Source organism: Rhizobium sp. CB3090, from assembly GCF_029714285.1.
In the GTDB taxonomy this organism is placed as follows: domain Bacteria; phylum Pseudomonadota; class Alphaproteobacteria; order Rhizobiales; family Rhizobiaceae; genus Rhizobium.
In genome coordinates this window covers 1,514,046-1,539,472 of record NZ_CP121663.1, presented here as the reverse complement: position 1 = coordinate 1,539,472, position 25,427 = coordinate 1,514,046, and the positions used below count along the sequence as shown (strand labels likewise).

General features: G+C 58.9%; 22 protein-coding genes. 14 read left to right on the top strand and 8 right to left on the bottom strand.

Going from position 1 to position 25,427, the window contains the following annotated elements; all coding sequences use genetic code 11:
* Positions 1-30: 30 nt before the first annotated feature.
* Entirely contained in the window at positions 31-366 is a 336-nt protein-coding gene (locus tag QA646_RS25850) for a TraR/DksA C4-type zinc finger protein (RefSeq protein ID WP_283059583.1), read from the bottom strand.
* Positions 367-500: 134 nt separating this feature from the next.
* Complete coding sequence (locus QA646_RS25845) at positions 501-785, bottom strand: hypothetical protein (RefSeq protein ID WP_283059582.1); 285 nt, start codon at positions 783-785, stop codon at positions 501-503.
* A gap of 310 nt (positions 786-1,095) precedes the next feature.
* On the opposite strand from QA646_RS25845, the gene QA646_RS25840 reads away from it, so the two are divergent.
* Genes QA646_RS25840 through QA646_RS25815 form a run of 6 tightly spaced genes read left to right on the top strand, consistent with a single transcriptional unit; the run spans position 1,096 to position 9,803 of the window.
* On the top strand, positions 1,096-3,180 hold the full coding sequence (locus tag QA646_RS25840; protein ID WP_283059581.1) for a hydantoinase/oxoprolinase family protein: 2,085 nt from the start codon (positions 1,096-1,098) through the stop codon (positions 3,178-3,180).
* 10 nt (positions 3,181-3,190) lie between these two features.
* Entirely contained in the window at positions 3,191-4,858 is a 1,668-nt protein-coding gene (locus tag QA646_RS25835; protein WP_283059580.1) for a hydantoinase B/oxoprolinase family protein, read from the top strand.
* Positions 4,855-6,066, top strand: a complete 1,212-nt coding sequence (locus tag QA646_RS25830; protein WP_283059579.1) for a pyridoxal phosphate-dependent aminotransferase — start codon at positions 4,855-4,857, stop codon at positions 6,064-6,066. Before QA646_RS25835 ends, QA646_RS25830 begins: the two co-directional genes overlap by 4 nt.
* Before the next feature lie 15 nt (positions 6,067-6,081).
* The gene (locus QA646_RS25825; RefSeq protein ID WP_283059578.1) at positions 6,082-6,894 is read left to right on the top strand and encodes an NAD(P)-dependent oxidoreductase; all 813 of its coding nucleotides are present in this window, start codon (positions 6,082-6,084) and stop codon (positions 6,892-6,894) included.
* Between the two features lie 9 nt (positions 6,895-6,903).
* Positions 6,904-8,097 (top strand): FAD-binding oxidoreductase, encoded by a 1,194-nt coding sequence (locus QA646_RS25820; RefSeq protein WP_283059577.1) that lies wholly within the window; start codon positions 6,904-6,906, stop codon positions 8,095-8,097.
* 20 nt (positions 8,098-8,117) lie between these two features.
* Positions 8,118-9,803 (top strand): thiamine pyrophosphate-binding protein, encoded by a 1,686-nt coding sequence (locus QA646_RS25815; protein ID WP_283059576.1) that lies wholly within the window; start codon positions 8,118-8,120, stop codon positions 9,801-9,803.
* A gap of 64 nt (positions 9,804-9,867) precedes the next feature.
* Here QA646_RS25815 and QA646_RS25810 read toward each other — a convergent pair whose 3' ends face one another.
* Both QA646_RS25810 and QA646_RS25805 read right to left on the bottom strand, forming a co-directional pair.
* Positions 9,868-10,599 (bottom strand): FadR/GntR family transcriptional regulator, encoded by a 732-nt coding sequence (locus QA646_RS25810; protein WP_283059575.1) that lies wholly within the window; start codon positions 10,597-10,599, stop codon positions 9,868-9,870.
* 78 nt (positions 10,600-10,677) lie between these two features.
* Positions 10,678-13,716: an FAD-binding and (Fe-S)-binding domain-containing protein gene (locus tag QA646_RS25805; RefSeq protein WP_283059574.1), complete on the bottom strand. Its 3,039-nt coding sequence runs from the start codon at positions 13,714-13,716 to the stop codon at positions 10,678-10,680.
* Between the two features lie 97 nt (positions 13,717-13,813).
* On the opposite strand from QA646_RS25805, the gene QA646_RS25800 reads away from it, so the two are divergent.
* The 4 genes from QA646_RS25800 to QA646_RS25785 all read left to right on the top strand — a co-directional run bounded on the left by QA646_RS25800 (position 13,814) and on the right by QA646_RS25785 (position 17,196).
* Positions 13,814-14,563: an SDR family oxidoreductase gene (locus QA646_RS25800; RefSeq protein ID WP_283059573.1), complete on the top strand. Its 750-nt coding sequence runs from the start codon at positions 13,814-13,816 to the stop codon at positions 14,561-14,563.
* The gene (locus QA646_RS25795) at positions 14,556-15,293 is read left to right on the top strand and encodes an SDR family oxidoreductase (RefSeq protein WP_283059572.1); all 738 of its coding nucleotides are present in this window, start codon (positions 14,556-14,558) and stop codon (positions 15,291-15,293) included. The genes QA646_RS25800 and QA646_RS25795 overlap by 8 nt, the downstream gene beginning before the upstream one ends.
* A gap of 370 nt (positions 15,294-15,663) precedes the next feature.
* Positions 15,664-16,422 carry an SDR family oxidoreductase gene (locus tag QA646_RS25790; protein WP_283059571.1) on the top strand — a complete coding sequence of 253 codons (759 nt, stop codon included), beginning with the start codon at positions 15,664-15,666 and terminating at the stop codon, positions 16,420-16,422.
* A gap of 18 nt (positions 16,423-16,440) precedes the next feature.
* Complete coding sequence (locus QA646_RS25785) at positions 16,441-17,196, top strand: SDR family NAD(P)-dependent oxidoreductase (protein WP_283059570.1); 756 nt, start codon at positions 16,441-16,443, stop codon at positions 17,194-17,196.
* A gap of 137 nt (positions 17,197-17,333) precedes the next feature.
* On the opposite strand, the gene QA646_RS25780 is transcribed toward QA646_RS25785, so the two are convergent.
* Entirely contained in the window at positions 17,334-18,587 is a 1,254-nt protein-coding gene (locus tag QA646_RS25780) for a D-amino acid dehydrogenase (RefSeq protein ID WP_283059569.1), read from the bottom strand.
* A gap of 23 nt (positions 18,588-18,610) precedes the next feature.
* A complete protein-coding gene (alr, locus tag QA646_RS25775) occupies positions 18,611-19,744 on the bottom strand; it encodes an alanine racemase (protein ID WP_283059568.1) in 1,134 nt (377 codons plus the stop codon).
* Between the two features lie 133 nt (positions 19,745-19,877).
* Here alr and QA646_RS25770 point away from each other — a divergent pair, with 133 nt between their 5' ends.
* Positions 19,878-20,339 (top strand): Lrp/AsnC family transcriptional regulator, encoded by a 462-nt coding sequence (locus QA646_RS25770; RefSeq protein WP_283059567.1) that lies wholly within the window; start codon positions 19,878-19,880, stop codon positions 20,337-20,339.
* Positions 20,340-20,471: 132 nt separating this feature from the next.
* Here the strand turns inward: QA646_RS25770 and QA646_RS25765 are convergent, their stop codons facing one another.
* Together QA646_RS25765 and QA646_RS25760 are read right to left on the bottom strand one after the other, a co-directional pair.
* Positions 20,472-21,254, bottom strand: coding sequence for a pyrroline-5-carboxylate reductase (locus QA646_RS25765; RefSeq protein ID WP_283059566.1), 783 nt, complete (start codon positions 21,252-21,254; stop codon positions 20,472-20,474).
* Complete coding sequence (locus QA646_RS25760) at positions 21,251-21,967, bottom strand: GntR family transcriptional regulator (RefSeq protein WP_283059565.1); 717 nt, start codon at positions 21,965-21,967, stop codon at positions 21,251-21,253. The genes QA646_RS25765 and QA646_RS25760 overlap by 4 nt, the downstream gene beginning before the upstream one ends.
* Positions 21,968-22,190: 223 nt before the next feature.
* Between QA646_RS25760 and dapA the strand changes: the two genes are divergently transcribed.
* Genes dapA through QA646_RS25745 form a run of 3 tightly spaced genes read left to right on the top strand, consistent with a single transcriptional unit; the run spans position 22,191 to position 25,415 of the window.
* Entirely contained in the window at positions 22,191-23,072 is an 882-nt protein-coding gene (gene dapA / locus QA646_RS25755; RefSeq protein ID WP_283059564.1) for a 4-hydroxy-tetrahydrodipicolinate synthase, read from the top strand.
* 44 nt (positions 23,073-23,116) lie between these two features.
* Positions 23,117-24,151 carry a proline racemase family protein gene (locus QA646_RS25750; protein ID WP_283059563.1) on the top strand — a complete coding sequence of 345 codons (1,035 nt, stop codon included), beginning with the start codon at positions 23,117-23,119 and terminating at the stop codon, positions 24,149-24,151.
* 13 nt (positions 24,152-24,164) lie between these two features.
* Positions 24,165-25,415, top strand: a complete 1,251-nt coding sequence (locus QA646_RS25745) for an FAD-binding oxidoreductase (RefSeq protein ID WP_283060563.1) — start codon at positions 24,165-24,167, stop codon at positions 25,413-25,415.
* Positions 25,416-25,427 lie beyond the last annotated feature (12 nt).

Sequence of the window (25,427 nt, the reverse complement as noted above, 5' to 3'; positions counted from 1 at the left end):
GTGAAGTTGCTGCTGCGAATTGATCGCACCTCAGCTTGCCTCACTCGCCTGGTCGCGGGCACAGTCGACGCAATAAGGCGTAAATGGCAAAGCTTCCAACCGCTTTTCACTGATGGGCGCATCGCAGAGAACGCATTTTCCGTATTGTCCATTGTCGATACGGGACAGCGCGGCCATGATCGCTCTCAGTTCTTCACGCCCGCTGCGTTCCAGTTGCGCCAGGACCTCTTCATTCTCCAGCTCGACCGCGCGCTCATCGCTGTCGTCGTCGAGCGGCTGACTGATGTCATTGTCGATGGCGCCAAGGCGCTGTTCGATCGAGCGGCGGCGAGTTTCAAGATTTTGTCTGAAGTGTTCTATATTCATTTCCTTGCCTCGTTGCTCGGTGAGGAATTCAGATGGCATGTCCTTCAGACGCGGCCGTGAAAGAAGACTCGTTGCTTCCCGGCGCGATTTCAGGTAGGCACTACAGATGATCGCACCACCCCTAAAATAGGTCCCTACCGCTCCGCCCGACGAACTCGGTTGGCAATTCCTTTGGTGTGGGCTTCCTTCAGGAAGCGATCGGCGCTCAAGATGTCGACGAGCATGTCATCACCCAGGCATTGCCCCAGAGCGCAGCAAAACTTACTGTGAAACCATGCGGGCGCGGGGGATAGTACAATAATCTTCCATTGATCGCTGCGCCAGCGATCAATGCGGAAATCAGCTTCCGAAGACTGCGGAGTATGGAATCCGGCTCCAGCCAACAGAGCTTCCGTCGTACGTGATATGTCCATGTTCATGGCTCCAGTCCTCGCTTGGAAGTGCGCCTAGTCCGACAGCTCCGCAGGTCGAGCGTTCAGGTGCATCGCATTGCGAACAGGTTCTGCTTCCCTTTCCTATGGACAGAAATCTTAGGTGTGCCCGGCTGAGCCGTCATTGATGCGGGTCAATATGCATTGCCGCGTGTCCACATGCCTCTTCCAAAAAAAGGCGAGGCGGGTCCGGGTGATTTGCTTCGTTAACTTGACACTTATATGATAAGTGATATGAAGAGATTCAAGCCGAATTATTGAGAGTCCGCTGCTGCAGAGGACAAAAGTGGGGAATGAGATGGTGAACAACGCACCGCGAAACTGCCGGGTCGGGGTCGACATCGGCGGCACCTTTACCGATATCGCGCTCGATCTGGGAGGGGCGCTTCACTCGACGAAGGTCCTGACGGACTACACGGCGCCCGAGCGCGCGATCCTGAAAGGTGTAAGGGCGGTCGTCGATATGGCGGGCATTGCGCTTTCGGATATCGACATTCTCATTCACGGCACGACCCTTGCTACCAATGCGCTGATCGAGCGGCGCGGCGCGAAAACCGCCTTCGTGACGACGGAAGGTTTTCGCGATGTGCTGGAAATGCGCACCGAGAACCGCTTCGAGCAATATGATCTCGATATTTCCCTGCCGCCGGCCCTTATTGCACGCGCCGATCGCTTCGTGGTTCGTGAGCGCGTCGATGCGTCGGGCAAGGTCCTTCTGGCGCTTGACGAGGCCTCGGTAGCGGCTGTCGTCGAAAAGATCGCCGAAGGAGGCTATGAGAGCGTCGCCATCGGCTTCATCCATGCTTATGTCAACGGTGCGCATGAAGTCGCCGTTCGCAATGCCATCCTGAAGCGCCTTCCCAACGTTTCGGTGTCGATCTCCTCCGAGGTTTCGCCGCAGATGCGTGAGTTCGAGCGTTTCAACACGGTTTGCGCCAATGCCTATGTGAAGCCGGCGATCAAGTCCTATCTCGACCGCCTGATCGTTTCGCTGAAGGATATCGGCGTCGGTTGTCCTGTCTTCATGATCCATTCAGGCGGCGGCATCATTTCCGTCGAAAACGCCTCGGAATTTCCGGTACGCCTGGTCGAATCCGGCCCTGCCGGCGGCGCAATCTTCGCGGCGGACATTGCCCGTCATCACGGCCTTGAAGCGGTTCTCTCCTTCGACATGGGCGGCACGACTGCCAAGATCTGCCTGATCGAGAACCAGGTTCCCAAGACCGCCAAGACCTTTGAAGTCGCTCGCACCTATCGTTTCCGCAAAGGTTCCGGCATGCCGATCTCCATTCCGGTTGTCGAAATGGTCGAGATCGGCGCTGGTGGCGGTTCGATCGCTTCCGTTGACGGCATGCGCCAGATCCGCGTCGGACCGCATTCGGCAGCGTCGGAGCCTGGCCCCGCTTGCTATCAGCGCGGGGGCAAGAATCCTACCGTGACAGACGCCGATCTTATCCTCGGCAAGCTCGATCCTGAAAATTTCGCGGGCGGTGCCATCCGGCTTTCCGTCGATGCAAGCCGGAAGGCGATGGACGACGATATCGGCTCAATCATTTCGCTTGATCCGGAAGCCGCGGCTTACGGAACGTGCGAGATGGTGGACGAGAACATGGCCAATGCCGGCCGCGTTCACACCGTCGAGAACGGTAAGGACATTTCCGATTTCACGATGATCACCTTCGGGGGTGCCGGTCCATTGCATGCCGCGCGGCTGTGCGAGAAAATGGGCATTTCCACCTTCCTTGTTCCGCCGGGCGCGGGCGTGGGCTCGGCCATCGGCTTCCTCAAGGCGCCGTTCGGCTATGAGTCGGTGCGCAGCGCCGTCTTCAACCTGTCGAGTTTCGATTTTCGGGAAGCCAACCGATTGCTGGATTCCATGAAGGCCGAAGCCCTCGGCTTCGTTGAAGGTGGTCTCGAAAAGGGAGCGCCGACGATCGAACGCACCCTGTTCATGCGTTATGCGGGGCAGGGCTGGGATATTCCGGTCGCGCTCGAAGATAACCGGTTCGATGCGGCCAGTGCCGAAAAGATCACTGCTTTGTTTGAGAGAGAATACGAACGCTTCTTCGGCCGCGCCATCGAAGGGCTCGATATCGAGATCGTCAGTTGGTCGATCAAGGCAAGCTCGCCGCTTCCGCCTGTCGAGCGTGTTCCGTCAATCGCTGAAGGCCATGTTGTCAAGCCGAGCAAAACCCGTCGCCTGTTCGAGGCTTCGCTGGGGGCTTATCTCGAAGCCGGCATTCATGAGCGCGCCGGCTTGAAGCCCGGTGATGTCGTGAAAGGCCCGGCCGTCATCGTGGAGCGTGAAACGTCGACGATGCTGACCTCTTCATTCAAGGCAGTCGTCCAGAATGACGGCTGCCTGCTTGTAACCCGGCTTTGAGGATCGCCAAATGAACCAGTCCATGATCGATATCCATATGCAGGTCATGTGGAACCGCCTGATCTCGGTCGTCGAGGAACAGGCGCAAACGCTGATCCGCACGGCATTCTCCACCTCCGTCCGCGAGGCGGGCGATTTGTCGGCCGGTGTCTTCGACCTGGACGGCCGCATGCTGGCGCAGGCCGTGACCGGAACGCCGGGCCATGTCAACGCTATGGCGGAATCCGTCGCGCATTTCATCCGAGACATCGGCCCGGAGAACATCTTTGAAGGCGATGTCTATATCACCAATGATCCATGGAAGGGTACGGGTCACCTGCACGACATCACAGTCGTCACGCCGTCATTCCACCACAGCAAGCTGGTCGGATATTTCGCCTCCACCGCCCATGTCGTCGATGTCGGCGGCCGCGGTTTTGGGCCGGATGCACGCGAAGTCTACGAAGAAGGCATCTTCATCCCGATCATGAAGTTCTTCGAGCGCGGCAAGCTCGACCGAACGCTGATCAACATCGTTCGCAACAATGTGCGTGAAAGCGACAAAGTCATCGGCGACTTCCATGCGCTTGCCGCCTGCAACGAGACCGGCCATCGCCGGCTCATCGACATGCTGACGGAGTTCAATCTGGAAGATCTGTCGATGATCGGCAGCTTCATCCTCAAGCATAGCCGTGAGGCGACGCTTGAGCGCTTGAGGAACCTTCCGCATGGTTCCTGGGACTACAGCCTCGATCTCGATGGCTATGACGAGCCGGTGCACTTGGCCGCAAAACTGACCATCGGCCCGGATGGCGTCGTCGTCGATTTTGATGGAACGTCGGGAATGAGCAGGTTCGGCATCAATGTGCCGCTGGTCTATGCGAAGGCCTATGCCTGCTACGGCATCAAATGCGTCGTCGCCCCGGAAATCCCCAACAACGCCGCCTCGCTCGCTCCGTTCGATGTCGTCGCGCCGGAAGGCTGTATCCTCAACGCCAAGCGTCCGGCACCGGTCGCTGTCCGCCACGTGCTCGGACATTTCGTCCCCGATCTCGTTCTCGGGGCGCTTCATCAGGCGCTTCCCGGACAAGTGCCTGCAGAGGGCGCAAGCGCCCTCTGGAACCTGCATATGAGCGTGCGACCTGTTTCGGATCAGATCGGCGGCAAGGGCGCCGAAATCCTGATGTTCAATTCCGGCGGGTCCGGCGCGCGTGCTTCGCTCGACGGCCTCAATGCGACGGCTTTTCCCAGCGGCGTTCATACCATGCCGATCGAGGCGACCGAAAATGTCGGACCGGTCATCATCTGGCGCAAGGAGTTGCGCGAGGGATCGGGCGGGGCGGGCGAGCAGCGCGGCGGTCTCGGACAGATGATCGAGATCGAAGCGGCCGAAGGTTACAGCTTCCGCTTCTCGGCAATGTTCGACCGGCTCAACCATCCGGCGCGTGGCCGTGACGGCGGGCAGAACGGTGCCGCCGGCGGGGTCGCGCTTGATGACGGCACCGAACTGAAGGGCAAGGGCCTGCAATTCGTGCCGGAAGGCCGGAGGCTGGTTCTTTCTCTGCCTGGTGGCGGTGGTTACGGCGATCCGGCAAAGCGCCCGGCGGACGCCGTCCGTCACGATCTCAAGCATGGCTACATCACAAACGAACAAGCCGCTGAATACGGGCTGGTCCAAGCCCAGGGAGTAAAGGCATGAATATGATCGCTTTTGAAAGCAGCCGTGTCGCTACGATCAAGTCGTCGCCATCCATGGCGGTTTCCATGGCCGCCAAGGCGATGCGGGCGAAGGGGGAACAGGTTGTCGACCTTTCGCTCGGGGAACCGGATTTCGATACACCGGCCCATATCGTCGAGGCGGCGATCGAGGCCATGCGCAAGGGTTTGACCCGCTACACCGCACCCGATGGCTTGCCGGAATTGCGTCAGGCAATTGTCGCGAAGTTTCAGCGCGAGAATGGTCTGCAATACGCCATGGATGAGATTTCCATCGGCAATGGCGCCAAGCAGATTCTGTTCAATGCCTTCCTTGGCACGCTGGAGCCGGGTGACGAGGTCATCGTTCCCGCGCCTTATTGGGTTTCCTACACCGATATCGTCATTCTACATGGCGGGATGCCGAAGGTCGTGCCTTGCGGTGTGGAAGACGCCTTCAAGATCACGCCGGAACGGCTCGAAGCGGCAATCACTCCCAAGACACGCTGGTTCCTGTTCAACTCACCGTCCAATCCTACCGGCGCAATCTACACGGCAGAAGAACTGAAAGCCCTCGGTGAGGTGCTGGCGCGTCATCCGCGCGTCGCGATCATGTCCGATGAAATCTATGAGCATATCGTCTGCGGCAACGTGCCGTTTACCTCCTTCGCCGTGACGTGCCCGGATCTCAAGGACCGGACCTTGATCATCAACGGGGTATCCAAGGCCTATGCCATGACTGGCTGGCGGCTGGGTTACGCCGCGGGTCCGAAGAATCTCACCAAGGTGCTGAACAAGCTCCAATCCCAGAGCACGACATGTCCATCCTCGATCACCCAATACGCCGCCGCGGCTGCGCTGAACGGTCCGCAGGATTTTGTAAGGAAAGCTGTCGAGGAATATAAAGCGAGGGGCGATCTCGTCGCGCGGGGCTTTGGCGCCATTCCCGGACTTGAGGTTCGCGCGCCCGAGGGAGCATTTTATCTCTTTCCCAAATGCACCCCCTATATCGGCAGGACGACGCCTGGCGGAACGAAAATCACCAACGACACGGAATTGGCGTCCTACCTTCTCACGGAGGGCAAAGTCGCGACCGTGCCGGGCGCTGCTTTCGGCGTCGAACCTTATATTCGCCTGTCTTTCGCAACGTCGCGCGAAAACCTTTCCCTTGCCATCGAACGGACAGCCGACGCGCTGACCAAGCTTCGCTAATCAGGACGAATTCTCATGACCGACTACAAACGTACGCTTCTGACGGGCGCGGCAGGCGCTCTTGGCACCCAGCTTCGCAAGTCGGGAACAAAGCTCGGACAGATCGTTCGGCTTTCTGCGCGCAATCCTTGCGAAAACCTCGAGTCGCATGAAGAGGATTTCCCCGCGGATCTTGCCGACTTCGATGCCGTTTCCAGGGCCGTCGAGGGCTGTGAAGCCATCATCCACATGGGCGGTCAGGGGCTGGAAGCCCCCTGGAAGACCATCCTCGATGCCAATATCGTCGGCAGTTACAACATCTACGAGGCTGCGCGGCAGCATGGCGTCAAGCGCATCGTCTATGCCAGCTCCGTTCACGCCATCGGCTTCTATGAGCGAACCGAAACCATCGACGGCAACGTCCCGACGCGTCCCGATAGCCTGTATGGCGTGTCGAAGACCTTCGTCGAAAACCTCGGCCGCTACTATTTCGACAAGTTCGGCATCGAAACCGTGAGCCTGCGCATCGGCTCGTCTTTCCCCGAACCCACTGACCGGCGTCATCTCATCACCTGGCTCTCCTATCGCGATTGCCGCCAGCTCGTCGAAAAGAGCCTCGCGGCGGAACGCGTCGGTTTCATGGTTGCCTATGGCATGTCCAACAACAGTCGAGCGTTCTGGGATAACCGCACGGCGGCGTCTCTCGGCTACAAGCCGGAGGATAGCGCCGACGACTATGCAGAAAAGGTGTTTGCGAAGACCAAGCAGGGCGATCCGAACGATCCGGCTGTTCGCTTTCAGGGCGGCAGCTTTGCCGCTGCCGGCCATTTCGAAGACGAGAACAAGTGAGGCGCCGCGATGCAGGCTTCCAAGTCATCTTATGACGTGGTGATCGTCGGCGGTGCTGTCGTCGGCAGCGCCACGGCTTATTTTCTCGCGACCAATCCCGACTTCAAGGGGTCGGTTCTCGTGATCGAGAAGGACTGGACCTATCAGCGCTCGGCAACCGCGCTGTCCTCCAGCTCTATTCGTCATCAGTTCTCGAATGCCATCAACGTCAAAGTCTCACAATTCGGCACACAATTCATCCGGGACTTCAAGAGGAACGTCGCTGTTGATGACGATACTCCGGAAATCGGCTTTCACGAGGCGGGCTATCTTTTTCTGGCCGAGGACGAGCGCGGCGAACAGGTCCTGCGCCGCAATCACGAAACGCAGGTGTCATGCGGCGCGGAAGTGACGCTTCTCGACCCCGAAAGCCTGGGCAGACGATTTCCCTGGCTCAATCTCGATGGGCTGACGCTCGGCAGCACCGGCGAGCGGGGTGAGGGCTGGTTCGACAGCGTCGGCCTTCTGCAAGGTTTCCGCAAGAAGGCCCGTTCACTTGGCGTCGAATACATCGAGGACGAGGTCGTTGCGGTCAATCGTGACGGTAATCGCATCGTCTCCGTAACGACAAAGGGCGGCCAGACGATTGCCTGCGGCACGATGGTGAATACGTCCGGCACCAACGGAAAGAAAGTGGCAGCGATGGCTGGCCTGGATGTGCCGATCGAGCCACGTCGCCGCTCGCTCTTCGTCGTCGATTGCCGTACGCCCTTGGAGGGCAAAGTGGGCCTGACCATCGATCCGACCGGGGTTTTCTTCCGCCCGGAAGGCAAGTTCTATCTGATGGGCACCTATCCGAAACATGATCCGGAAGTGGACCCGAACGATTTCGACGTCATGCACGACGAGTTCGACGAGGAAATCTGGCCGATCCTTGCGAACCGCGTGCCCGCCTTCGAAGCGATCAAGGTGGTCAACTCCTGGGCCGGTCACTACGACTACTGCACCCTGGACCACAACGTCGTTCTCGGGCCCCATACGGACGTCAAAAACTTTCTCTTCGCCAATGGCTTTTCGGGCCATGGTTTGCAGCAGTCGCCCGCAATGGGCCGGGGCCTGTCGGAACTCATCACCTATGGCGGCTTCAAAACGCTCGACCTTGCGCCTTTCGGCTATGAACGGGTGGTCGCGAACCGCCCCTTCCTCGAAGACGCCGTCATTTAACGAACAGGACAGGGGAACCCATGAGGTACGAAACTTCGAAGCGCAGTGGCGGCCAGGTTCTGGTCGATGCTCTGCGAATCCATCGCGTCGATCGCGTGTTCGGCGTGCCGGGCGAAAGCTATCTCGCCGCGCTCGATGCTTTTCACGACGCGGCTGACGCCATCGAATTCGTTATTTGCCGTCAGGAAGGCGGGGCTGCCTATATGGCCGAAGCCTATGGCAAGATGACCGGCAAGCCCGGCATCTGCTTCGTCACCCGCGGACCGGGTGCAACGAACGCTTCCATCGGTGTGCACACCGCCTTCCAGGACTCCACCCCGATGATCCTGTTCATCGGTCAGGTGGCGCGCGATCAGATGGAACGTGAAGCGTTCCAGGAGATCGATTACCGGCGCATGTTCGGCCAGATGGCGAAGTGGGTGGTCGAGATCGAGGATGCGGCGCGCATTCCCGAGCTGATCAGTCAAGCGTTTCACCGCGCCGTCAATGGCCGTCCCGGTCCAGTAGTTGTCGCCTTGCCTGAAGACATGCTGACCGACATGGTCGATGTGGCCGACACGCCGGCCTACAGACGCGTCGAAGCCTATGCCGGAGAGCCGCAGTTGCAAGAGCTGCTGGCTCTTCTGTCCAGGGCCAAGCGTCCGATGGCTGTCGTGGGCGGTGGCGGCTGGACGCAGCAGGCGGTTGCCGATCTCAAAAGCTTTTCGGAAACCTTCGGCCTGCCGATCGCAGCCTCATTCCGCTGTCAGGACCTGTTCGACAATACGCATCCGAACTATGCCGGCGACCTCGGCCTTGCGGCGGGACCGAAACTTATTCAACATATGAAAGAATGCGACCTGCTGATCTCCATCGGTGCTCGTCTCGGCGAAATGACGACGGGCTCCTATACTCTGATCGATATTCCGGTTCCGAAGCAAACTCTCGTTCACATCCACCCCGGCGCAGAGGAACTCGGTCGCGTCTACCATCCGACATTGCCGATCAACGCCAGCGTCACGGGCTTTCTGTCGCAGGCAGTGAAGCTCAAGCCCGCAGCAGCTCTCGCCTGGATCGATTGGACGGAGGCGGCGCATGCCGACTACCTGGAGAACCTCAAGCATCCGCAGGTTCCGGGCTCTGTCCAGATGGGCGCTGTCATGGAATGGCTGCGCGGTCACGTGAAGCCGGATGCGATCCTGACGATGGGGGCAGGCAACTACACCGCCTGGGCCCACCGCTTCTATCAGTATCGCACCTTCCGGACCCAGCTCGGTCCGACCAACGGCTCGATGGGCTATGGTGTTCCGGCGGCGGTTGCTGCGAAGATCACGGATCCCTCGCGAACCGTAGTCGCATTCGCGGGCGACGGATGTTTCCTGATGAATGGACAGGAGCTGGCGACCGCCATGCAATATGACGCGCGCGTCATTTTCCTGGTCATCAACAATGGCATGTACGGGACAATTCGCATGCATCAGGAGCGCAACTATCCCGGCCGCGTGTCGGGCACCCGGCTGACGAACCCGGATTTTGCGTCGCTGGCCCGGTCCTACGGGCTGCATGGTGAAACCGTGGAGGCGACGGAGGATTTCGCTGGCGCCTTCGAGCGCTGCGAAGCATCAGGCAAGCCGGGTCTGATCGAAATCCGGATCGATCCGGAAGCGTTGACGCCGAAGATGAGCCTTTCGCAAATTCGCGATCGGGCGATCGCACAGGGCAAGTAATAAAAGACGCGTCGCCCGGCTAAGCTGGGCGGCGTTGAAAGCATCGAGCGAAGGTCGTGTTTCCTTACGCCTCCGTTTCGCTGCTCACGGGCTCGTCGAGCAGCGAGCGATAGCGATTGAGGCTTTCTTCCAGATGAGTCGCCAGCGCGCTTTTCGCTGCCTTGGGATCGCCTTGAGTAATGGCGGCCAGAATGGCGGCATGTTCCTTGTTGATCTTCTTCAGGTAGCTGCCGTAGTTGCGCGCGGATTGACGGTGCTTCAGCAGCAGATCGAAGTTGATTCTCTCCATCACCGCTTCCAGAAAGTTCGGGAAATGCGGGTTGCGGGTAGCCCGTGCAATCGCGAGGTGGAATTCGAAATCGGCGCGCGCCTCGATTTCCGCATCGTCTGTCGCGAGCGTTTCCAGCCGGTCATAGGCGCGTGCGATCTCCGCAAGAGCCTCCGGCGTGCGGCGCGCGGCGGCGAGCGCTACCGACTGCATCTCCACGCCTAGACGAAGTTCGAGGATCTGCATGGCCGAACGAATGTCCTCAATACGGCCGATCTCGAAATTGAGCGTCTTCGCATCCTTCTCGGTCACGTAGACGCCGGCGCCCTGACGGGCCATCACTCGGCCGCCTACCTTCAGGGAGGTAAGCGCCTCGCGAATGACGGTCCGGGACACGCCGAACTCTTCGCAAAGCTGCGCACTTGACGGTATCTTTTCACCGGGCGCATAAAGACCGGAATCGATACGCTCACTGAGTTTCGCAACAACGATTTCCGCGAGATTTCCCCGTTGCGTGATGATCGACACCTGATTTGCTCCGATTTCTGTGGATCGAATTTAACACATATCATATATCATGCCACATTCGATCGCCGGATGCTCGCGCTAATCTGCAATTATTTCATTCATGACTTCAAACGGATGCGTGATCCTTTTGTGATCCATCTGCTTGACTTGAGATCGGCATGAATAGCCCGTGGCCATGAGGATATTGGCTTTGTTCGCTGCATCGACCTCGCCTTTCCAGCTCATCGCATAGAGTCGTTCGGCGATGGCGCGGTTCCGCGCCTCGTGGCCGAAGGTGCCTGCCATGCCGCAACAGCCTATGTCCGCCGTCTGAAGCTCGATGCCTAGCCTTCCAAACACCGCTTTCCATTGTGCCACGGAAGCAGGCGCATTCGTGCGCTCCGTGCAATGGGGCAGCAATCGGAAGCTCTTTCCTTCGGCGGTCGGCGCCAAAGCGGCAAGCTTGTCGAGATTGGCAGCGAGCCATTCCTGCGGCAAAAGGACGGTTGCCTTCAGCCGAGCGCCGAGCAGGCTTTTGTATTCGCTGCGATAGGCAAGCGTCATCGACGGATCGAGGCCGACGAGGGGTATGCCGCTGTCGGCCAGCCGATTGAGATAGTCAGCGGAGAGCATAGCCTTTGTCCTGAAACGGCCGAGATAGCCGTGGACATGCAACGCCTTGCCGTTGGTATGAGGGGCGGCGAGAAAGGGCGACAAGCTCATCTTCCGCGCCAGTTTTATCGCGGCGACAGCAACTTGCGGGTCGAAATGTTCCGTGAAGGTATCAAGCACGAAAACGACGCTCCGTTGCCGTTCGTCAGGGGACAAGGCTTCGATCCGGCTCGATGTCGCGATCGGAACACCGAGGCGGGCGGCTTCTCTTGTCAGGGAGAGCCGCGGCAGAAGAGGCAGGGCGGTCAGCCCGACGATGCGCATCAGTGCCTTGCCTAACTGTGTTCCCATGAACAGGTTGTAGAGGGGGCGTATCCCAGCCATCAAAGGCAGCGTGGTTTCGATGGACGCGACAAGCGGATCTTTCAGGGGACGCAGGTAGCGTCCATAATAGAGTTCCAAAAACTTGGAGCGGAACGATGGGACGCTGACTTTCACGGGGCATTGGCCGGCGCAGGCCTTGCATGCCAAGCAGGTGTCCATCGCCGCGCGGACCTCATGCGAGAAATCATTGCGGTTCTTGGGGTTCAGCGAATTTAGGGCGCGCCGGACAAGAGCGACAACTGGATTGGCGCCGCGCATCCGCTCCGCCTCCTTGCGCGGATCCACGCCTTTTTCAACAAGCAGTCTCAGCCATTCCCGCATCAATGCGGCACGGCCTTTCGGAGAAAAGCGCCGGTCCCCCGTCGCCTTATAGGAAGGACACATCGGGCTTGTCTCGTCGAAGTCGAAGCAGGCACCGTTGCCGTTGCAATAAGCGGCATTGTCGAAGGCGGCACGGATCTCGTTGCCGAGAATACGGTCGACGTTACCACGAAGCGGCACCTCGTCGATTTTCAGAAGCGGTTCATCCGAAGGAGCCGCGATCTTGCCGGGATTGAGCCGGTTCTCCGGATCGAAAGCCCGCTTAATCTCTTGCAGGCTGGGATAGAGGTCACCGAAGAATTCCGGCACGTACTCCGAACGCACGCCTTTGCCGTGCTCTCCCCAGAGCACGCCACCATATTTGCGGGTGAGCGCCACCACGGCATCGCTGATGTCGCGCACCAGCGGGATATGATCCACGCGGGTTAAGTCAAGCGCCGGTCGCACATGCAACACGCCCGCATCGACATGGCCGAACATGCCGTACGAGAGACCCGCATCATCGAGCAGCGCGCGGAACTCGCGGATATAGGCCGCGAGGTTTTCTGGAGGCACGGCCGTATCTTCGACGAAGGGCACAGGCCGGACCGGCCCTTCGACATTGCCGAGCAGACCGACGGCGCGCTTGCGCATCGACCATATCGCTTCGATTTCGGCATGGTTTCGCGCGATCGTATAACCTCTTCGCAGTGCGTTCGCACCCGCGTCGATCGCCGCGGTAACCTCGAACAACTTGCGTTCAAGTTCGTCCTCGTCATCGGCGAGCACTTCCGCGATATTGATCCCGTTTGCCGGTCCGACGGCATCATCGGGGAAAAACCGGGCGATGCCATTCCAGACAATATCGCCCTTGGCGAGTTTCAAAACCGTCTCGTCGATGGTTTCCACCGAGGCGACTTTTAGCGCCGTCAGGGTCCGCGCATCCTCCAGTGCCGTGTTGAAATCGCCGTATCGGATGTTGATCAACGCAGCGTGGGCTGGAAGCGGTAAAAGATTGAGTTCCGCTTCGGCGATCATCGCCAATGTGCCCTCCGAGCCGCAGAGAATGGCGTTGAGATCAAAACGCTCGTCGGGGCCAAGGACGTGGGCCAGATCGTAACCGGTCATGTAGCGATTGAGGTTCGGGAAGATGTCCGCGATCCGGTCGCGCTTTTCGCGTGCGATCCGCTCGACCGTCCTGTGAATATCTCCGATCTGGTCCCCTCGCGCCATGGTCTCGGCAAGCGCGGCCGCATCGAGCGGGCGCGACCACCATTCGCCGCCGCCGATGAGCACGATACGCAGGCCGAGCACATGATTGCTGGTCTTTCCATAGAGACAGGAGCCCTGACCGCAGGCATCGGTGGAGATCATGCCGCCGATGGTGGCGCGGTTAGCGGTGGAAAGCTCAGGCGCAAAGAACAGGCCATATGGCTTCAGAGCGCGATTCAACTTATCCTTGACGACACCGGCCTCTACACGTGCGACCCTTCGCACCGGATCTATATCCATTATGCGATTCATATGCCGCGAACAGTCGACGACGAGGCCCGATGTCAGCGACTGCCCGTTTGTGCCGGTGCCGCCGCCTCGCGGCGCAATAGCGATCGTGCGGAAGGCCGGTTCCGAAAGGACGCTTGCGACAATTTTCAGATCTTCAGCACCCTTCGGAAAAAGAATGGCTGCGGGTTCCACTTGGTAGATGGAATTGTCTGTTGCAAAAACCGTTCGCGCCGCAGCACTCGTTTCTATGTCACCACGGAAGCCAGCCTCGACGAGCCGATCGAAAAGATCGGCCGGAGGCAGGGGCGTGGCGAAATTCGTCCGGAGACGTGGAATCATCGTGAAACCTTCATAAGGCGCTTGAGCTTTGCTGAAGTTGACATATAAGTGATAACATACAAATTAAGCCGTACAATGTAAAACAAGGAGGTGGAACTTGAAGAACCAAACAGCAATCATCGTCGGTGGTGCATCCGGTCTCGGGCTGACGACTGCGAAGCTTATGATTTCCCACGGTGCCACTAAGATCGGCCTGATCGATCGTAACGAACAATTGTTGGCTTCGTCCGCACAGGCGCTGCGTGCGCTCGGCGCGGAGGTCGCAACGTCGGTCGCCGATATCTCCCGCGCTGAAACAGCGCATCGGGGTTTCAGTGACATCGTCGGGCAGCTCGGCCGTATCCATGTTCTCGTCAATAGCGCCGCCATCTATCCGCGTCGACCGATTCTCGAAATCACCGACGAGGAATGGGATCTCGAAAACGCTATCAACGTGAAGGGCACTTATCACATGATGGTGGCGGCCGTTCTCCACATGCGCCAGCATGTGAATGCCCCGGAAGTGACGGGACGCATCGTCAATGTCACATCGGTCGACGCGTTCAAGGCTCACCCGCAGAATGCCCATTATGCTGCCACGAAAGCAGCCGTGGTCAGTCTGACGAAATCTTTCGCGCAAGAATGCGCCAAGGATCAGATCCTAGTCAACTCCGTCGCGCCGGCGGGCTTTGCAACCGATCGCGCCAAGGAGCTCGGCTTCCTGCCGGAACTCGCCAAGGCCAGCGCGCTTGGCCGCGCGGCTGAGCCGGCCGAAATGGCGGAGTGGATCGTCATGATGGCCTCGAGCCGCAACACCTATGCCACCGGTGAAAACGTCGTCATCAGCGGGGGCTACATCTATGTCTGATGTCTATCGCACCGCGGTCGTTACCGGAGCGACGAGTGGTATCGGCAAGGCAATCGTCGTCGCTCTTAGGCAACGCGGGTTCACTGTCTACGCCGTCGGCCGCAATGAGGATGCGCTCAAGCAACTCTTTGAGACCAGCGGTGCAATCCCGATCAAGGCCGATGTGCGTGATACGCATATGATCACTGAAGCGCTGAAGGGAATTGAGGTCGATATTCTCATCAACAATGCCGGCATCCTGTCTACCCGCGCAACTTTTCATGAGATCGATCCAGGCGAGATCGACGCCATGATCGACGTCAACCTGAAGGCGCCGATGCATCTCACCAGGGCGATTCTGCCGGGAATGGTGGAACGCAAGCGCGGTCATTTGATCTTCATCGGCTCGATCTCGGGGCAGGCCGCCTTCCCCAATTCGTCGGCCTATGGCGCCTCCAAGGCCGGTTTGAGCCTTTTTTGCGATAATCTTCGTCTTGATCTGCTCGGGACATCGGTGCGCGTCAGCGAGATCGTTCCCGGACGTGTCGAGACATCACTTTACCGGACCTCCATTCCGGGCGGTCAGGCGAATGCCGTACTTTACGACGGCTATCGCTCCATTCAGCCCGAAAACATCGCTCGCGTGGTCGAAAATATCATCGACCTGCCCGTTTTCGTCGACGTCTCGCGTGTCGAGGTCTATCCCACGGATCAGGCAGCGGGCGGGGGAACTATGGTGAAATTCCAGTAGTAAGAAACGACGCATCTCCCTTGATTTCGGGTGGCCGGGGAGGGGCCAATGGCAGGCACACTGCAAGAAGAGTGGCGCCTGCGCCCGAAAATTTACCCTCGTCGATGCTGTCAGCATTGATGCACCGGCAAGCCACCCTAGCGCTATCGCAGTCCAGATCTTGGAGCCGCAAGCCGTTGGCTTGAACTATGCGCTGGACGACGGCGGCAGCGAAGCGGCAAATATCGCTTGACTTTGTCGACACGGAAACGACACAATCCGCTAAAGACGCCAATCGGGCGACAGGGAAAATCCAGCCGCCTCGACTGAAAGGCGATCGGGCGGCTAGGAGGCCGAGATAGCTCGGCTGCCTTTCGGGGAGGACAGTTAGATGAGCAAGTCGCTTGAGGGATTGAATATTCTCGTGACTGGCGCGTCGGGAGGCATCGGGGCCGCCGTCGTCGAACGGCTTGCTGCAGAAGGTGCCCGTCCCATTGTTCATTATGGACGCGACAAGGCAGGTGCTGAGGCCCTGCTGGCTCGGACAAGTGGTGCCGGTTGGATCGTCCAGGGTGATTTGTCGACCGCCGATGGGCCTTTTGCGCTTTGGCGCGCAGCCGTCGGAGCTGCCGGGCGCGTGCATGGTCTGGTCAACAATGCGGGTATTCGCACGGAGATATCCATCGATGCTTCGCCCGATGATTGGAAGGCCGCTTGGCAAAAGGAGTTTCAGATCAACTTCTTTGCAGCCGCGGATCTTTCGAAAGAGGCAATCCGTCACTTCAAGGCTAATGGGGGCGGTCGCATCGTCAATATGGCAAGCCGAGCCGGTCAGCGCGGCTACGCAGCCGATGCCATGCCCTACGGTGCCACCAAGGCTGCTCTGGTAAACCTGACGAAGTCCATCGCTCGCAGTTTTGCGGCAGACGGGGTCACCGCGGTCGCGATATCGCCGGGCTGGGTGCGCACCGATATGGCAGAAGACTTTATCGCAACTCATGGAAAGGCTGCCGCTGTCTCCGACATCCCCATCGGGGAAATGGCGACACCTTCCGAAGTTGCCGAGCTCGTAGCTTTCGTCCTTCGCCCCAGCCAAGCATCGCTCAATGGAGCGACCCTCGACGTCAACGGCGGAAGCTATATCCGATAACCTCAAGGAAGATTGGTCATGAAGCGCTTTACAGGAAAGGTTGCCGTCGTCACTGGAGCGGGAGGCGGTATCGGTTCGGCGATCTCTCGCCGGTTGGCGTCGGAGGGCGCCTTGGTCATCGTAACCGATGTGAACGCCGAGGCAGCGGCGCAGGTCGCAAAGGGCATTGAAGCGGAAGGTGGCGCCGCGCAGGCCATTGCAGCGGACATTTCGAAGAAGGAAGAATGTTTTGATCTCGTTGGCAGGGCCTTCGGGCTTCGTGGTCGCCTCGACGTTCTGGTAAATAATGCCGGCATCAATCGGCGCGGCAATCTTCTGTCTCTCTCCGACGAGGATTGGGATATCAGTTTCACGGTCAATCTGGACGCGATGTTCCATCTGTGTCGCGCGGCACTTCCGCATATGATTGCCGCTGGCGGCGGTGCGATCGTCAATACGGCGTCGCAGTGGGGCCTTTATCCGGCGCCCAACCATATCGCCTACAACACGACAAAGGCTGCTGTTGCCGCGTTCACGCAAAACCTTGCGCGCGACTATGCGCCCGATAAAGTTCGGGTGAATGCTGTTTGCCCTGGCGAAATACACACTCCAATGCTCGAGGCAGGCGTGAAGCAGTCGGGTAGAACGATCGCAGATCTCGACAAGCTTGTGCCCTTCGGCCGTATCGGCCGGCCCGAAGAAGTGGCAGCACTTGTGGCATTCCTTGCGTCGGACGAAGCCGCATTCATGTGCGGATCACTGGTCGAGATCACCGGCGCCCAAGCTGTGGCCTAGCGACTCGGGCCGAAACCTTCGTAATCGGATCGGCATTTTGCGCTGATTTTTCTGAACGGCGATTACGACAATTAAAACGGGCAGCATCCTATGGGGCTGCCCGGATCATGATTTCGCTCCGTTTCGAGAAATGCCGTTCACGCCGCGTAACGGGTGATGGCGAGATCAGTGGCATCGATGTCCGGCTTGCGGCCCGATACAAGATCGGCGATGACGCGCGCCGATCCCGAGCTCATCGTCCAGCCGAGCGTGCCGTGACCGGTATTGAGGTAAAGGCCGGCAATCTTCGTCGGACCGATCACCGGTGTACCGTCCGGCGTCATTGGCCGTAGCCCGGACCAGAAGGATCCCTTGCTCGCGTCCCCACCCGGAAACAGGTCCATGACGGAATGTTCGAGTGTGCGTCTGCGGGCGTGGCCAAGGTCGTTGGTATAGCCGGAGATTTCCGCCATTCCGCCGACGCGGATGCGATCGCCGAGGCGGGTGATCGCAATCTTGTAGGTTTCGTCCATCACGGTCGACTCCGGTGCGCGAAGCGGGTCGGTGATGTCGATGGTGAGGGAATAGCCTTTCACGGGATAGACCGGCAGGCGGATGCCGAATGGCCTGACCAGCAGCGGCGAGTAACTTCCAAGAGCAACGACGACCGCATCTGCGGCGAGCTTGCCGGTATTCGTGACGACACCGCGGATACGGCCGCCGTCGACATCGAGACGCCGGATTTCGGTGCCCCAGGAAAAGTTTACGCCAAGTTCTTCCGCCCTCTTGGCCAGCGCGTTGGTAAACTTGAAGCAGTCACCGGTTTCGTCCTTCGGGGTCAGCAGGCCACCAACGATCTTTTCGCGGACATGCTTGAGGGCAGGCTCGACGCGAATGCAACCGTCGCGGTCCAGGACCTCGAAGGGGATGCCGTCGGCAGCAAGCGCCTTGACGTCCTTTGCCGAAGCGTCGAGCTGTGCCTGGGTGCGGAAGAGCTGCAGCGTTCCCTGCATGCGTTCGTCGTAGGCGATGGCGGTTTCCTCGCGCAGTGCAGCAAGCGAAATCCGACTGTAATCGGCAAGGCGCAGCATCCGGCTTTTATTGACGGCATAGCGCGTCGACGTGCAGTTGGAGAGCATTTTCGCCATCCACGAGAGCATGGCGGTGTCGAGCTTGGGCCGCAGGATCAACGGCGCGTGCTGCATGAACAGCCACTTCATTGCTTTCACCGGAATGCCGGGAGCGGCCCATGGCGAGCAGTAGCCGAAGGAAACCTCTCCCGCATTGGCGAAGCTTGTTTCGAGGGCCGGGCCGGGCTGACGGTCTATGACCCTGACTTCGTGACCGGCTTTGGCAAGCTGGTAGGCCGACGTGACGCCGAGAATTCCGGCGCCAAGGACGATGACTTTCATTGTATCCTCACAGGGCGATTAGACTAGCGGTACTGCCGCTCGTAGCGATGACCGAGACCGGTCAGGATCTCGTAGGAAATTGTGCCGGCGTCGCGTGCGACATCTTCCAGCGTCTGGTGCGGGCCAAGAACTTCAACCAGGCTTCCAAGCTTCAGTCGGCCCTGCGGCAATGCAGAAATATCGATGGTGATGCTATCCATGGACACACGTCCGACGATCGGCAGGCGAATGCCGTCGCAATAGACAGCGCCGCGGTCGCTGAGGCTGCGCGGCAGGCCGTCTGCATAGCCGGCGGCGATGGTGGCTAAACGGGTTTCTTCTGTCGTGACATGGGCGGCGCCATAGCCGACTCGCGTGCCGGCCGGCACGGTGCGCGTCTGCACGACGGACACATCGAGGTGAACGACGGGTTCCATCGGGTTCTTGCGGCCGGCAGTCGGTGCGCCGCCATAGAGCGCGATTCCAGGACGGGCGAGCACGCCATGATAGGCCTTGCCGAGGAAAATTCCGCCTGAATTGGCAAAGCAAGCCGGCAATTGCGGGAATTCCGTCGTTATTCGAAGCATCTCCGCGAGCTGATTGTCGTTCTGGCTGCTCTTGGCATCGTCGGCAGAGGCCAGGTGGCTCATGACGAAGAGGACCTCGACTCCGTTTTCGTCCCTAACAAGCCTTGCGAGCTCTGTCCGTTCTTCCGGGGGGAGGCCAAGCCGGGACATGCCGCTATCGAATTGCAGCACAGCCGGCAAACGACGCCCCGCGCCCTTTGCTGCAGCCGCCCATTGGTGCCATTGCTCCAACGAGTTGATGACGGGAACAAAACCCTCGCGCACGCATCGGGTTTCATTTCCAGGCTGAAGACCGTTCAGCACAAATATCTGCGCATCGACGGCAAGCGTTGGACGGAGTCGAAGCGCTTCGACGAATTGTGCCACGAAAAAGTGGCGGCAGCCGTGTGCGTAAAGTCTTGATGCCACGCGCTCGGCGCCAAGCCCGTAAGCATCGGCCTTTACGACCGCCGCCGCACGTGCAGGCGAGACCTTTGACGACAGCTTTTCATAGTTGCGAGCGAGTGCTGCGAGGTCGATCGTCAGGTAACCGGAAGCCCCGTCCGTCCCGGCCTGATATGCATATGCTTCTTCCAATCTAACTGCTCGCATGGTCCGGTCCCAATGGATTTCAGGTAACGGCAATTTATTGAAATCATCGTCGAATTTCCCCCGATTTTGTAATTGATTCGATCAAACGGAAATAATATTTGAAAGAAACAACGAATTTTTGAAGGATTCCACCGTGGCCTCAGTTGACACGATCGACCGCAATATTTTGCGTCTTCTTCGGGTCGATGCGCGCATGAGCAATGCCAAGCTGGCAGCGGAGGTCGGGCTATCGCCCTCGGCATGCATGCGGCGCATCAAGATCATGGAAGAAGCGGGTGTGATCCGCAGTTATACGGCCCTGGTCGACACCTCGAACGTCGAAGCAACGATTGCCGTGATCATCAATATTACGCTGGAGCGACAGACGGAGGAGCATCTCGACCGGTTCGAAGCCGCGGTCAGACGCTATCCGGAGATCCGGGAATGCTTCCTGATGACCGGCGGGTCGGATTACCTGCTTCGTGTGGAAGTGGCCAATGCCGGTGAATTCGAGCGTATTCACAAGGAAATATTGTCGACCTTGCCCGGGGTTCTACGGATTCATTCCAGCTTTTCAATCCGCAACGTCCTTGCCACGAAGCCAAAGCGTCGGTAGCGCGGGTCAGTTCCCAAGGAACTCCCCAGCGGCGCCTATGGCTTCCGGCTGCATTGCGTCGACTTTGATGTCGTCATTCCATTCTTCGCCAGGCAAGGCCCGAGGGCCCTAACGGGTTGATCGTCGACTTCGCTATTTCGTGATGCGGAGCAGGACACGTTCGAAGGCTTCGATGAGCGCTCCCGTTCCGCCGTGCTCATCGAAATCCATCCAGACCTGTTCGTTAAGACCGCCCTTCGTGGCATATTCCCGTGCAAGGGCATGAAGAGGCTCATCCTGTCGTGTTGCCGCAACTTTGGCGAGGCTCTGAAAATGAGCGGAGAGGTAAGCACGACCACTTGCCTGGGGAAGCCCTTGGGATTCGAGCCAATCGACAGTGCGTCCCATAAGGCCGAAATAAAGTGCCATTGTGGAACTTGCAGCCGCTAAAAGATCATACTCTTTTCGCGTTTCGCATTCGACAGCAACGCCCAGCCTATTGAAGAGATCAGCCACCCGGGCGTTGCGCGGGAAAATCGCCGTTACGCCCTCGCGATTTTCGACGAAGGGTAGCGGAATGGCTTGCGCGAGTTCCACATCAGCTCCGATCCAATCCAATAACCTGGCTCGTTCGGTAGCGGCAATCAGGCTGATGACAAGCTGACCACTGCGGAATTTCAGCAGCGGAATTACCTCTGCGGCGATCTGGGGCCGAACTGCCAGGAAAACGATATCTGCCCGATCCACGACCGTCTGATTATCGTCAGCTATCGTGACCTGCGGATGAGCAGCGGCAAGATCTGCCGCTATGTCCGCGTTGCGTGGAGAGACGATGATCTCTGAGGCGCCGACATGGTCCGAAAGCAAGCCTTTGACGATGGCCTTGGTGATCGTTCCCGTCCCGACGAAGCCGATCCGTTCCGCAATTTCTGTCATTCGGCCGCATTCAGCGGCGTCAGCGTCACGTCGGTCGTGTAGTTCTCGCGCATGAAGTTGACAAAATTGCTTTGGAACTGACGCGTATGGGCATGGGCGAGTTCGTCCGCCCGCTCGATATCCTTCGCGCGGATTGCTTCCAGCATCAGGTCATGCTCGTCCGTTAGCAGATAACCCTCATGAGTCCGTTCGAGATATTCGAAATGGAGGTGGAGCATGCGCTGGCCTTGGCCAAGCAAGCGCTCATAAAAATTGGCGAGGAAGGGATTTTTGCCCGCATGGGCGATTGCCATGTGGAAGCGCTTATTGGCTTCCGACATGGCAAGGTGGTTGCCGGTCTTCACCGCCGCCTCGAATTCCTTCTGGCGCTTTGCAATGATCCTCAGATCGGCCTCTGTACGCAACGCGGCGGCAAGTCGCGTGTTCATGCGTTGGGCAATATCGAGAGCTTCGACATATTTTGGAAAAGTCGCGACTTCGATCGGCGCGACGATGGTGCTGCGGTTGGCAAGCGTCACCACCAGTTCCTCGCCGGCGAGGCGAATTAGCGCCTCCCGAACCGGCGAGCGCGACATGTCGAAACGCTCGGCAAGCGTCGTTTCATCCAGTAGCTGCCCCGGCTGAAGCGTCAGCGCCAGGATTTCACTTCTGAGTGTGTCATAGACGCTTTTCCACCCGGTACCTCTAACTCGTTTGTTTTCTATCGCGTCCATTTCACACCCTCTTTGTAGTGCATGGCAGCATACTGTTTAGGAAACATTGTGTCGACATCGATTTTTGCGCTTGACACTGTCGACAATAAGACGACATAAATATCGACGAATTTATAGTCGGAACCCCAGCTTTAAGCGCTCGGATATAAGTCAACTGTGCGGATGCTTTCCGCGCGGCTGGCGCCAAATAACTCGTCGCAATTCCCGCTCCAAGGAGACCAATATGAAACTTTCCGGCGTCATGCCCGCGCTCATCACTCCGTTCGATGCCAACAACAAGATCGATTTCAAATCCTTCGAAAAGCTCTTGGGCCACCTGCGCGACGCCGGCGTGACCGGCTGGGTTCCGAACGGTTCGACCGGCGAATACTTCAGCCAGTCGACGGAGGAACGTCGCGACGTGCTGCAGTTCGTGAAGAGTTTTGCCAAGCCAGGTGAAATTCTGATTGCCGGCACCAACGCTCCTGCTACCCGGGAAGTGATCGACCAGACCGCCATGGCCAAGGATATCGGCTATGACACAGTCCTGCTCGCGCCGCCCTTCTATACGCGGCCAACCCAGGCGGAACTCATCAAACACTATGAAACCGTCCTTGCCGCCGTCGACGTCAATTTGGTGCTTTACAGCTATCCGGCCAAGGACGGGTCCGATATCAGCTTCGAGCTGATGGATCATTTCGCGGACAATCCACGCGTCATCGGCATCAAGGAAAGCTCCGGCGTTCTGCAGCGCGCTATCGACATCGCCAGCCGCTATGAGGGCAAAATTCAGCTCGTCAGCGGTTCGGACGATATCGCGCTCGATTTCATGTTTTGGGGCGCCGAAAGCTGGATTTGTGGCCCGTCGAACTGCATGGCCAAGGCGTGCTGCGATCTCGACCGTACCTACAAATCCGGGGACATCGCCAAGGCCCGCGAGATGATGAAAACAATCTACCGTGCGATGAACATCCTCGAGTCTGGCAAGTTCGTCCAGAAGATCAAGTACGGCTGTGAACTTCAGGGCCTGTCGGTCGGCGAGTGCCGCGCACCGCTCGGTCCTCTGACGGACGATGAGAAGGCCGAGTTCCGCGCGGCCATGCAGCCGATTCTCAACTGGCAATAATTGCTCGTCGCCGCTGACAATTCCCTGCGATCACGGAGCGAATGATGCGTTTCAAGAAGGTTTTGTCCGTCGTCGAGTGCCATGCCGAAGGCGAGAGCGGCAAGGTCATCGTCGGCGGTGTCGAACAGGTGCCCGGCAAGACCATGTTCGACAAGAAGCTTCACCTCGAAGCGCATATGGACGACATCCGCAAGATGGTCCTCTTCGAACCACGTGGCGCGGTCTGGCACAATGCCAATATCGTGCTCCCTTCCAATCATCCGGAAGCGGACATGGGCTATGTGATTTTGGAGACCACGGAATATCCCGCTATGTCGGGATCGAACACAATCTGCGTTGCGACCGTACTTCTGGAGACCGGCGTCCTTCCCATGCAGGAGCCGGTCACCAATCTCACGTTGGAATCGCCCGCCGGCCTGATCCGCGTCCAATGCAAATGTTCGGACGGCAAGGTTACGAGCGTCCGCCTCGTGAACCAACCTGCCTTTTGCTATCATCTGGATGCGAATATCGAGGTCGCCGGGATGGGCACGGTCCGAGTGGACATCGTCTACGGCGGCATGACCTATACGATGGTGAATGCGGCCGATCTCGGCTTCTCTATCGATCCATCCGAAGCGCGTGAACTTTGTGAGATCGGACAGAAGCTGAAATTCGCAGCCGTCGAGCAGCTTGCGGTCGAGCATCCGGAGAACCCGGCTATCCCCGGCATCACCAACACCGAGTTCATGGGGCCGTTGCGGCGCGAAAACGGCCAGCTAATGGCCAAGAACTGTGTTGTTGTCTCGCCCGGTCGCTGCGACCGTTCACCCTGCGGCACCGGCTCCTCGGCACGGCTCGCCCTTCTACACGCCAAGGGTCTTATGAATGAGGGAGAAACCCTCATTCATGAATCCATCACCGGCAGCAAATTCGCCTGTACTATCGATGGTATCGCGAAGGTCGGCCCATGTGACGCCGTCATTCCCGCCATTGCCGGCCAAGCTTGGATCACCGGATTTCACCAGATGGGCATGGATCCGACCGATCCGTACCCGCAAGGCTTCACCGTCGCCGATACCTGGATGACCACTGTCTGATATCGAGGAACACATCTTGAGCAACTCACGAGCCGTAGCAATCGTCGGCGCTGGTGTTATCGGCACGGTGCTTGCCTATGAGCTGCAACGGAGAGGATATTCCGTCCAACTGATCGACCGTGATGGCCCGGGCGAGGGGGCAAGCTTCGGCAACATGGCGAGCATCGCCGTCACCGAGTTCATGCCCGCCTCGCGGCCGGCGATCTGGAAACAGATGCCGAAATGGCTTCTCGACCCGGAAGGGCCTGTGCGGGTGCGGCCTTCCTACCTGCCGCGCCTGGTCCCGTGGTTCTTGCGCTTCCTTGATGCCAGCCGCCCGTCAAAGCTTCGCAAACTCGAAGCGGCAGGTGCGGTGCTTTGCCATCGCGTGCATGAAGATCTCGATGCGCTCCTGAAAGAAACCGACCTTACTCATATGCTGAGTGCGGAAGGCTGCCTTTGTCTATACGCCGATGAAAGGGAGTTTCAGGCCGATCGCGACCACATCGAAATCCTCGAGCGCTTCGGCTTCCGCCACGAAATCCTCGGTGGCAACGCGATCCGCGATCTCGAACCGGCGCTGACCACGAAAATTACCAAGGCGGTTCTTTTCCCGGATAACCGCTCAGTGTCCGACCCTTACAGGCTGGTGACGGCAATCGCGGAACGTTTCCGGGCCTTGGGCGGTATGATCGTGAATGGTGAGGTGGGTGGCTTCACGACTCGAGAGGGCGGAATTTCCGCAATCCGGCTGAAAGACGGTCGCACGATCAAGACGGAAAAGACCGTCTTGGCGGCGGGCGTGTTCACCAGCAAAATGGCGAAGGAGCTTGGCGAGCCAATTCCACTGGAGACGGAGCGGGGCTACCACACGCAGATCATGGCTCCAGGCATCTCCATGCGCCATTCGATCATCTGGCCGGCGAAAGCCTTCATGGTTACCCCGACGGCCGGCGGCATCCGCATCGGCGGCACGGTGGAAATGGCTGGCATGGATGCCGCCCCCGATTACCGCCGGGCCAAGATCACGGTGAAGCGCGCCCAAGAGGCGCTGCCTGACCTGCAGGTGCGGGAGACGAGCGAATGGATGGGCCATCGCCCGGCCTTCCCGGATACCGTTCCGGTGATGAGCGCATCGGCAAAACATCGCGGCCTTTATTACGCGACAGGTCATGGACATCTGGGGCTTACCTATGCCGCCACCAATGCTCGGCTGATGGGCGATCTCATTTCCGGAGTCACCCCGCCAATCGATCTTACCCCCTATCGCGTCGACCGGTTCTGAACCGGTATCTTA

What these genes read in the sequence shown, in the direction of transcription:
- dapA (WP_283059564.1), top strand. Translation starts at nt 22,191, where the DNA reads ATGAAACTTTCCGGCGTCATGCCCGCGCTCATCACTCCGTTCGATGCC.
- QA646_RS25845 (WP_283059582.1), bottom strand. Translation starts at nt 785, where the DNA reads ATGAACATGGACATATCACGTACGACGGAAGCTCTGTTGGCTGGAGCC.
- QA646_RS25765 (WP_283059566.1), bottom strand. Translation starts at nt 21,254, where the DNA reads ATGACAGAAATTGCGGAACGGATCGGCTTCGTCGGGACGGGAACGATC.
- QA646_RS25840 (WP_283059581.1), top strand. Translation starts at nt 1,096, where the DNA reads ATGGTGAACAACGCACCGCGAAACTGCCGGGTCGGGGTCGACATCGGC.
- alr (WP_283059568.1), bottom strand. Translation starts at nt 19,744, where the DNA reads ATGCGAGCAGTTAGATTGGAAGAAGCATATGCATATCAGGCCGGGACG.
- QA646_RS25825 (WP_283059578.1), top strand. Translation starts at nt 6,082, where the DNA reads ATGACCGACTACAAACGTACGCTTCTGACGGGCGCGGCAGGCGCTCTT.
- QA646_RS25805 (WP_283059574.1), bottom strand. Translation starts at nt 13,716, where the DNA reads ATGATTCCACGTCTCCGGACGAATTTCGCCACGCCCCTGCCTCCGGCC.
- QA646_RS25835 (WP_283059580.1), top strand. Translation starts at nt 3,191, where the DNA reads ATGAACCAGTCCATGATCGATATCCATATGCAGGTCATGTGGAACCGC.
- QA646_RS25790 (WP_283059571.1), top strand. Translation starts at nt 15,664, where the DNA reads ATGAGCAAGTCGCTTGAGGGATTGAATATTCTCGTGACTGGCGCGTCG.
- QA646_RS25785 (WP_283059570.1), top strand. Translation starts at nt 16,441, where the DNA reads ATGAAGCGCTTTACAGGAAAGGTTGCCGTCGTCACTGGAGCGGGAGGC.
- QA646_RS25795 (WP_283059572.1), top strand. Translation starts at nt 14,556, where the DNA reads ATGTCTGATGTCTATCGCACCGCGGTCGTTACCGGAGCGACGAGTGGT.
- QA646_RS25815 (WP_283059576.1), top strand. Translation starts at nt 8,118, where the DNA reads ATGAGGTACGAAACTTCGAAGCGCAGTGGCGGCCAGGTTCTGGTCGAT.
- QA646_RS25750 (WP_283059563.1), top strand. Translation starts at nt 23,117, where the DNA reads ATGCGTTTCAAGAAGGTTTTGTCCGTCGTCGAGTGCCATGCCGAAGGC.
- QA646_RS25760 (WP_283059565.1), bottom strand. Translation starts at nt 21,967, where the DNA reads ATGGACGCGATAGAAAACAAACGAGTTAGAGGTACCGGGTGGAAAAGC.
- QA646_RS25830 (WP_283059579.1), top strand. Translation starts at nt 4,855, where the DNA reads ATGAATATGATCGCTTTTGAAAGCAGCCGTGTCGCTACGATCAAGTCG.
- QA646_RS25780 (WP_283059569.1), bottom strand. Translation starts at nt 18,587, where the DNA reads ATGAAAGTCATCGTCCTTGGCGCCGGAATTCTCGGCGTCACGTCGGCC.
- QA646_RS25820 (WP_283059577.1), top strand. Translation starts at nt 6,904, where the DNA reads ATGCAGGCTTCCAAGTCATCTTATGACGTGGTGATCGTCGGCGGTGCT.
- QA646_RS25850 (WP_283059583.1), bottom strand. Translation starts at nt 366, where the DNA reads ATGAATATAGAACACTTCAGACAAAATCTTGAAACTCGCCGCCGCTCG.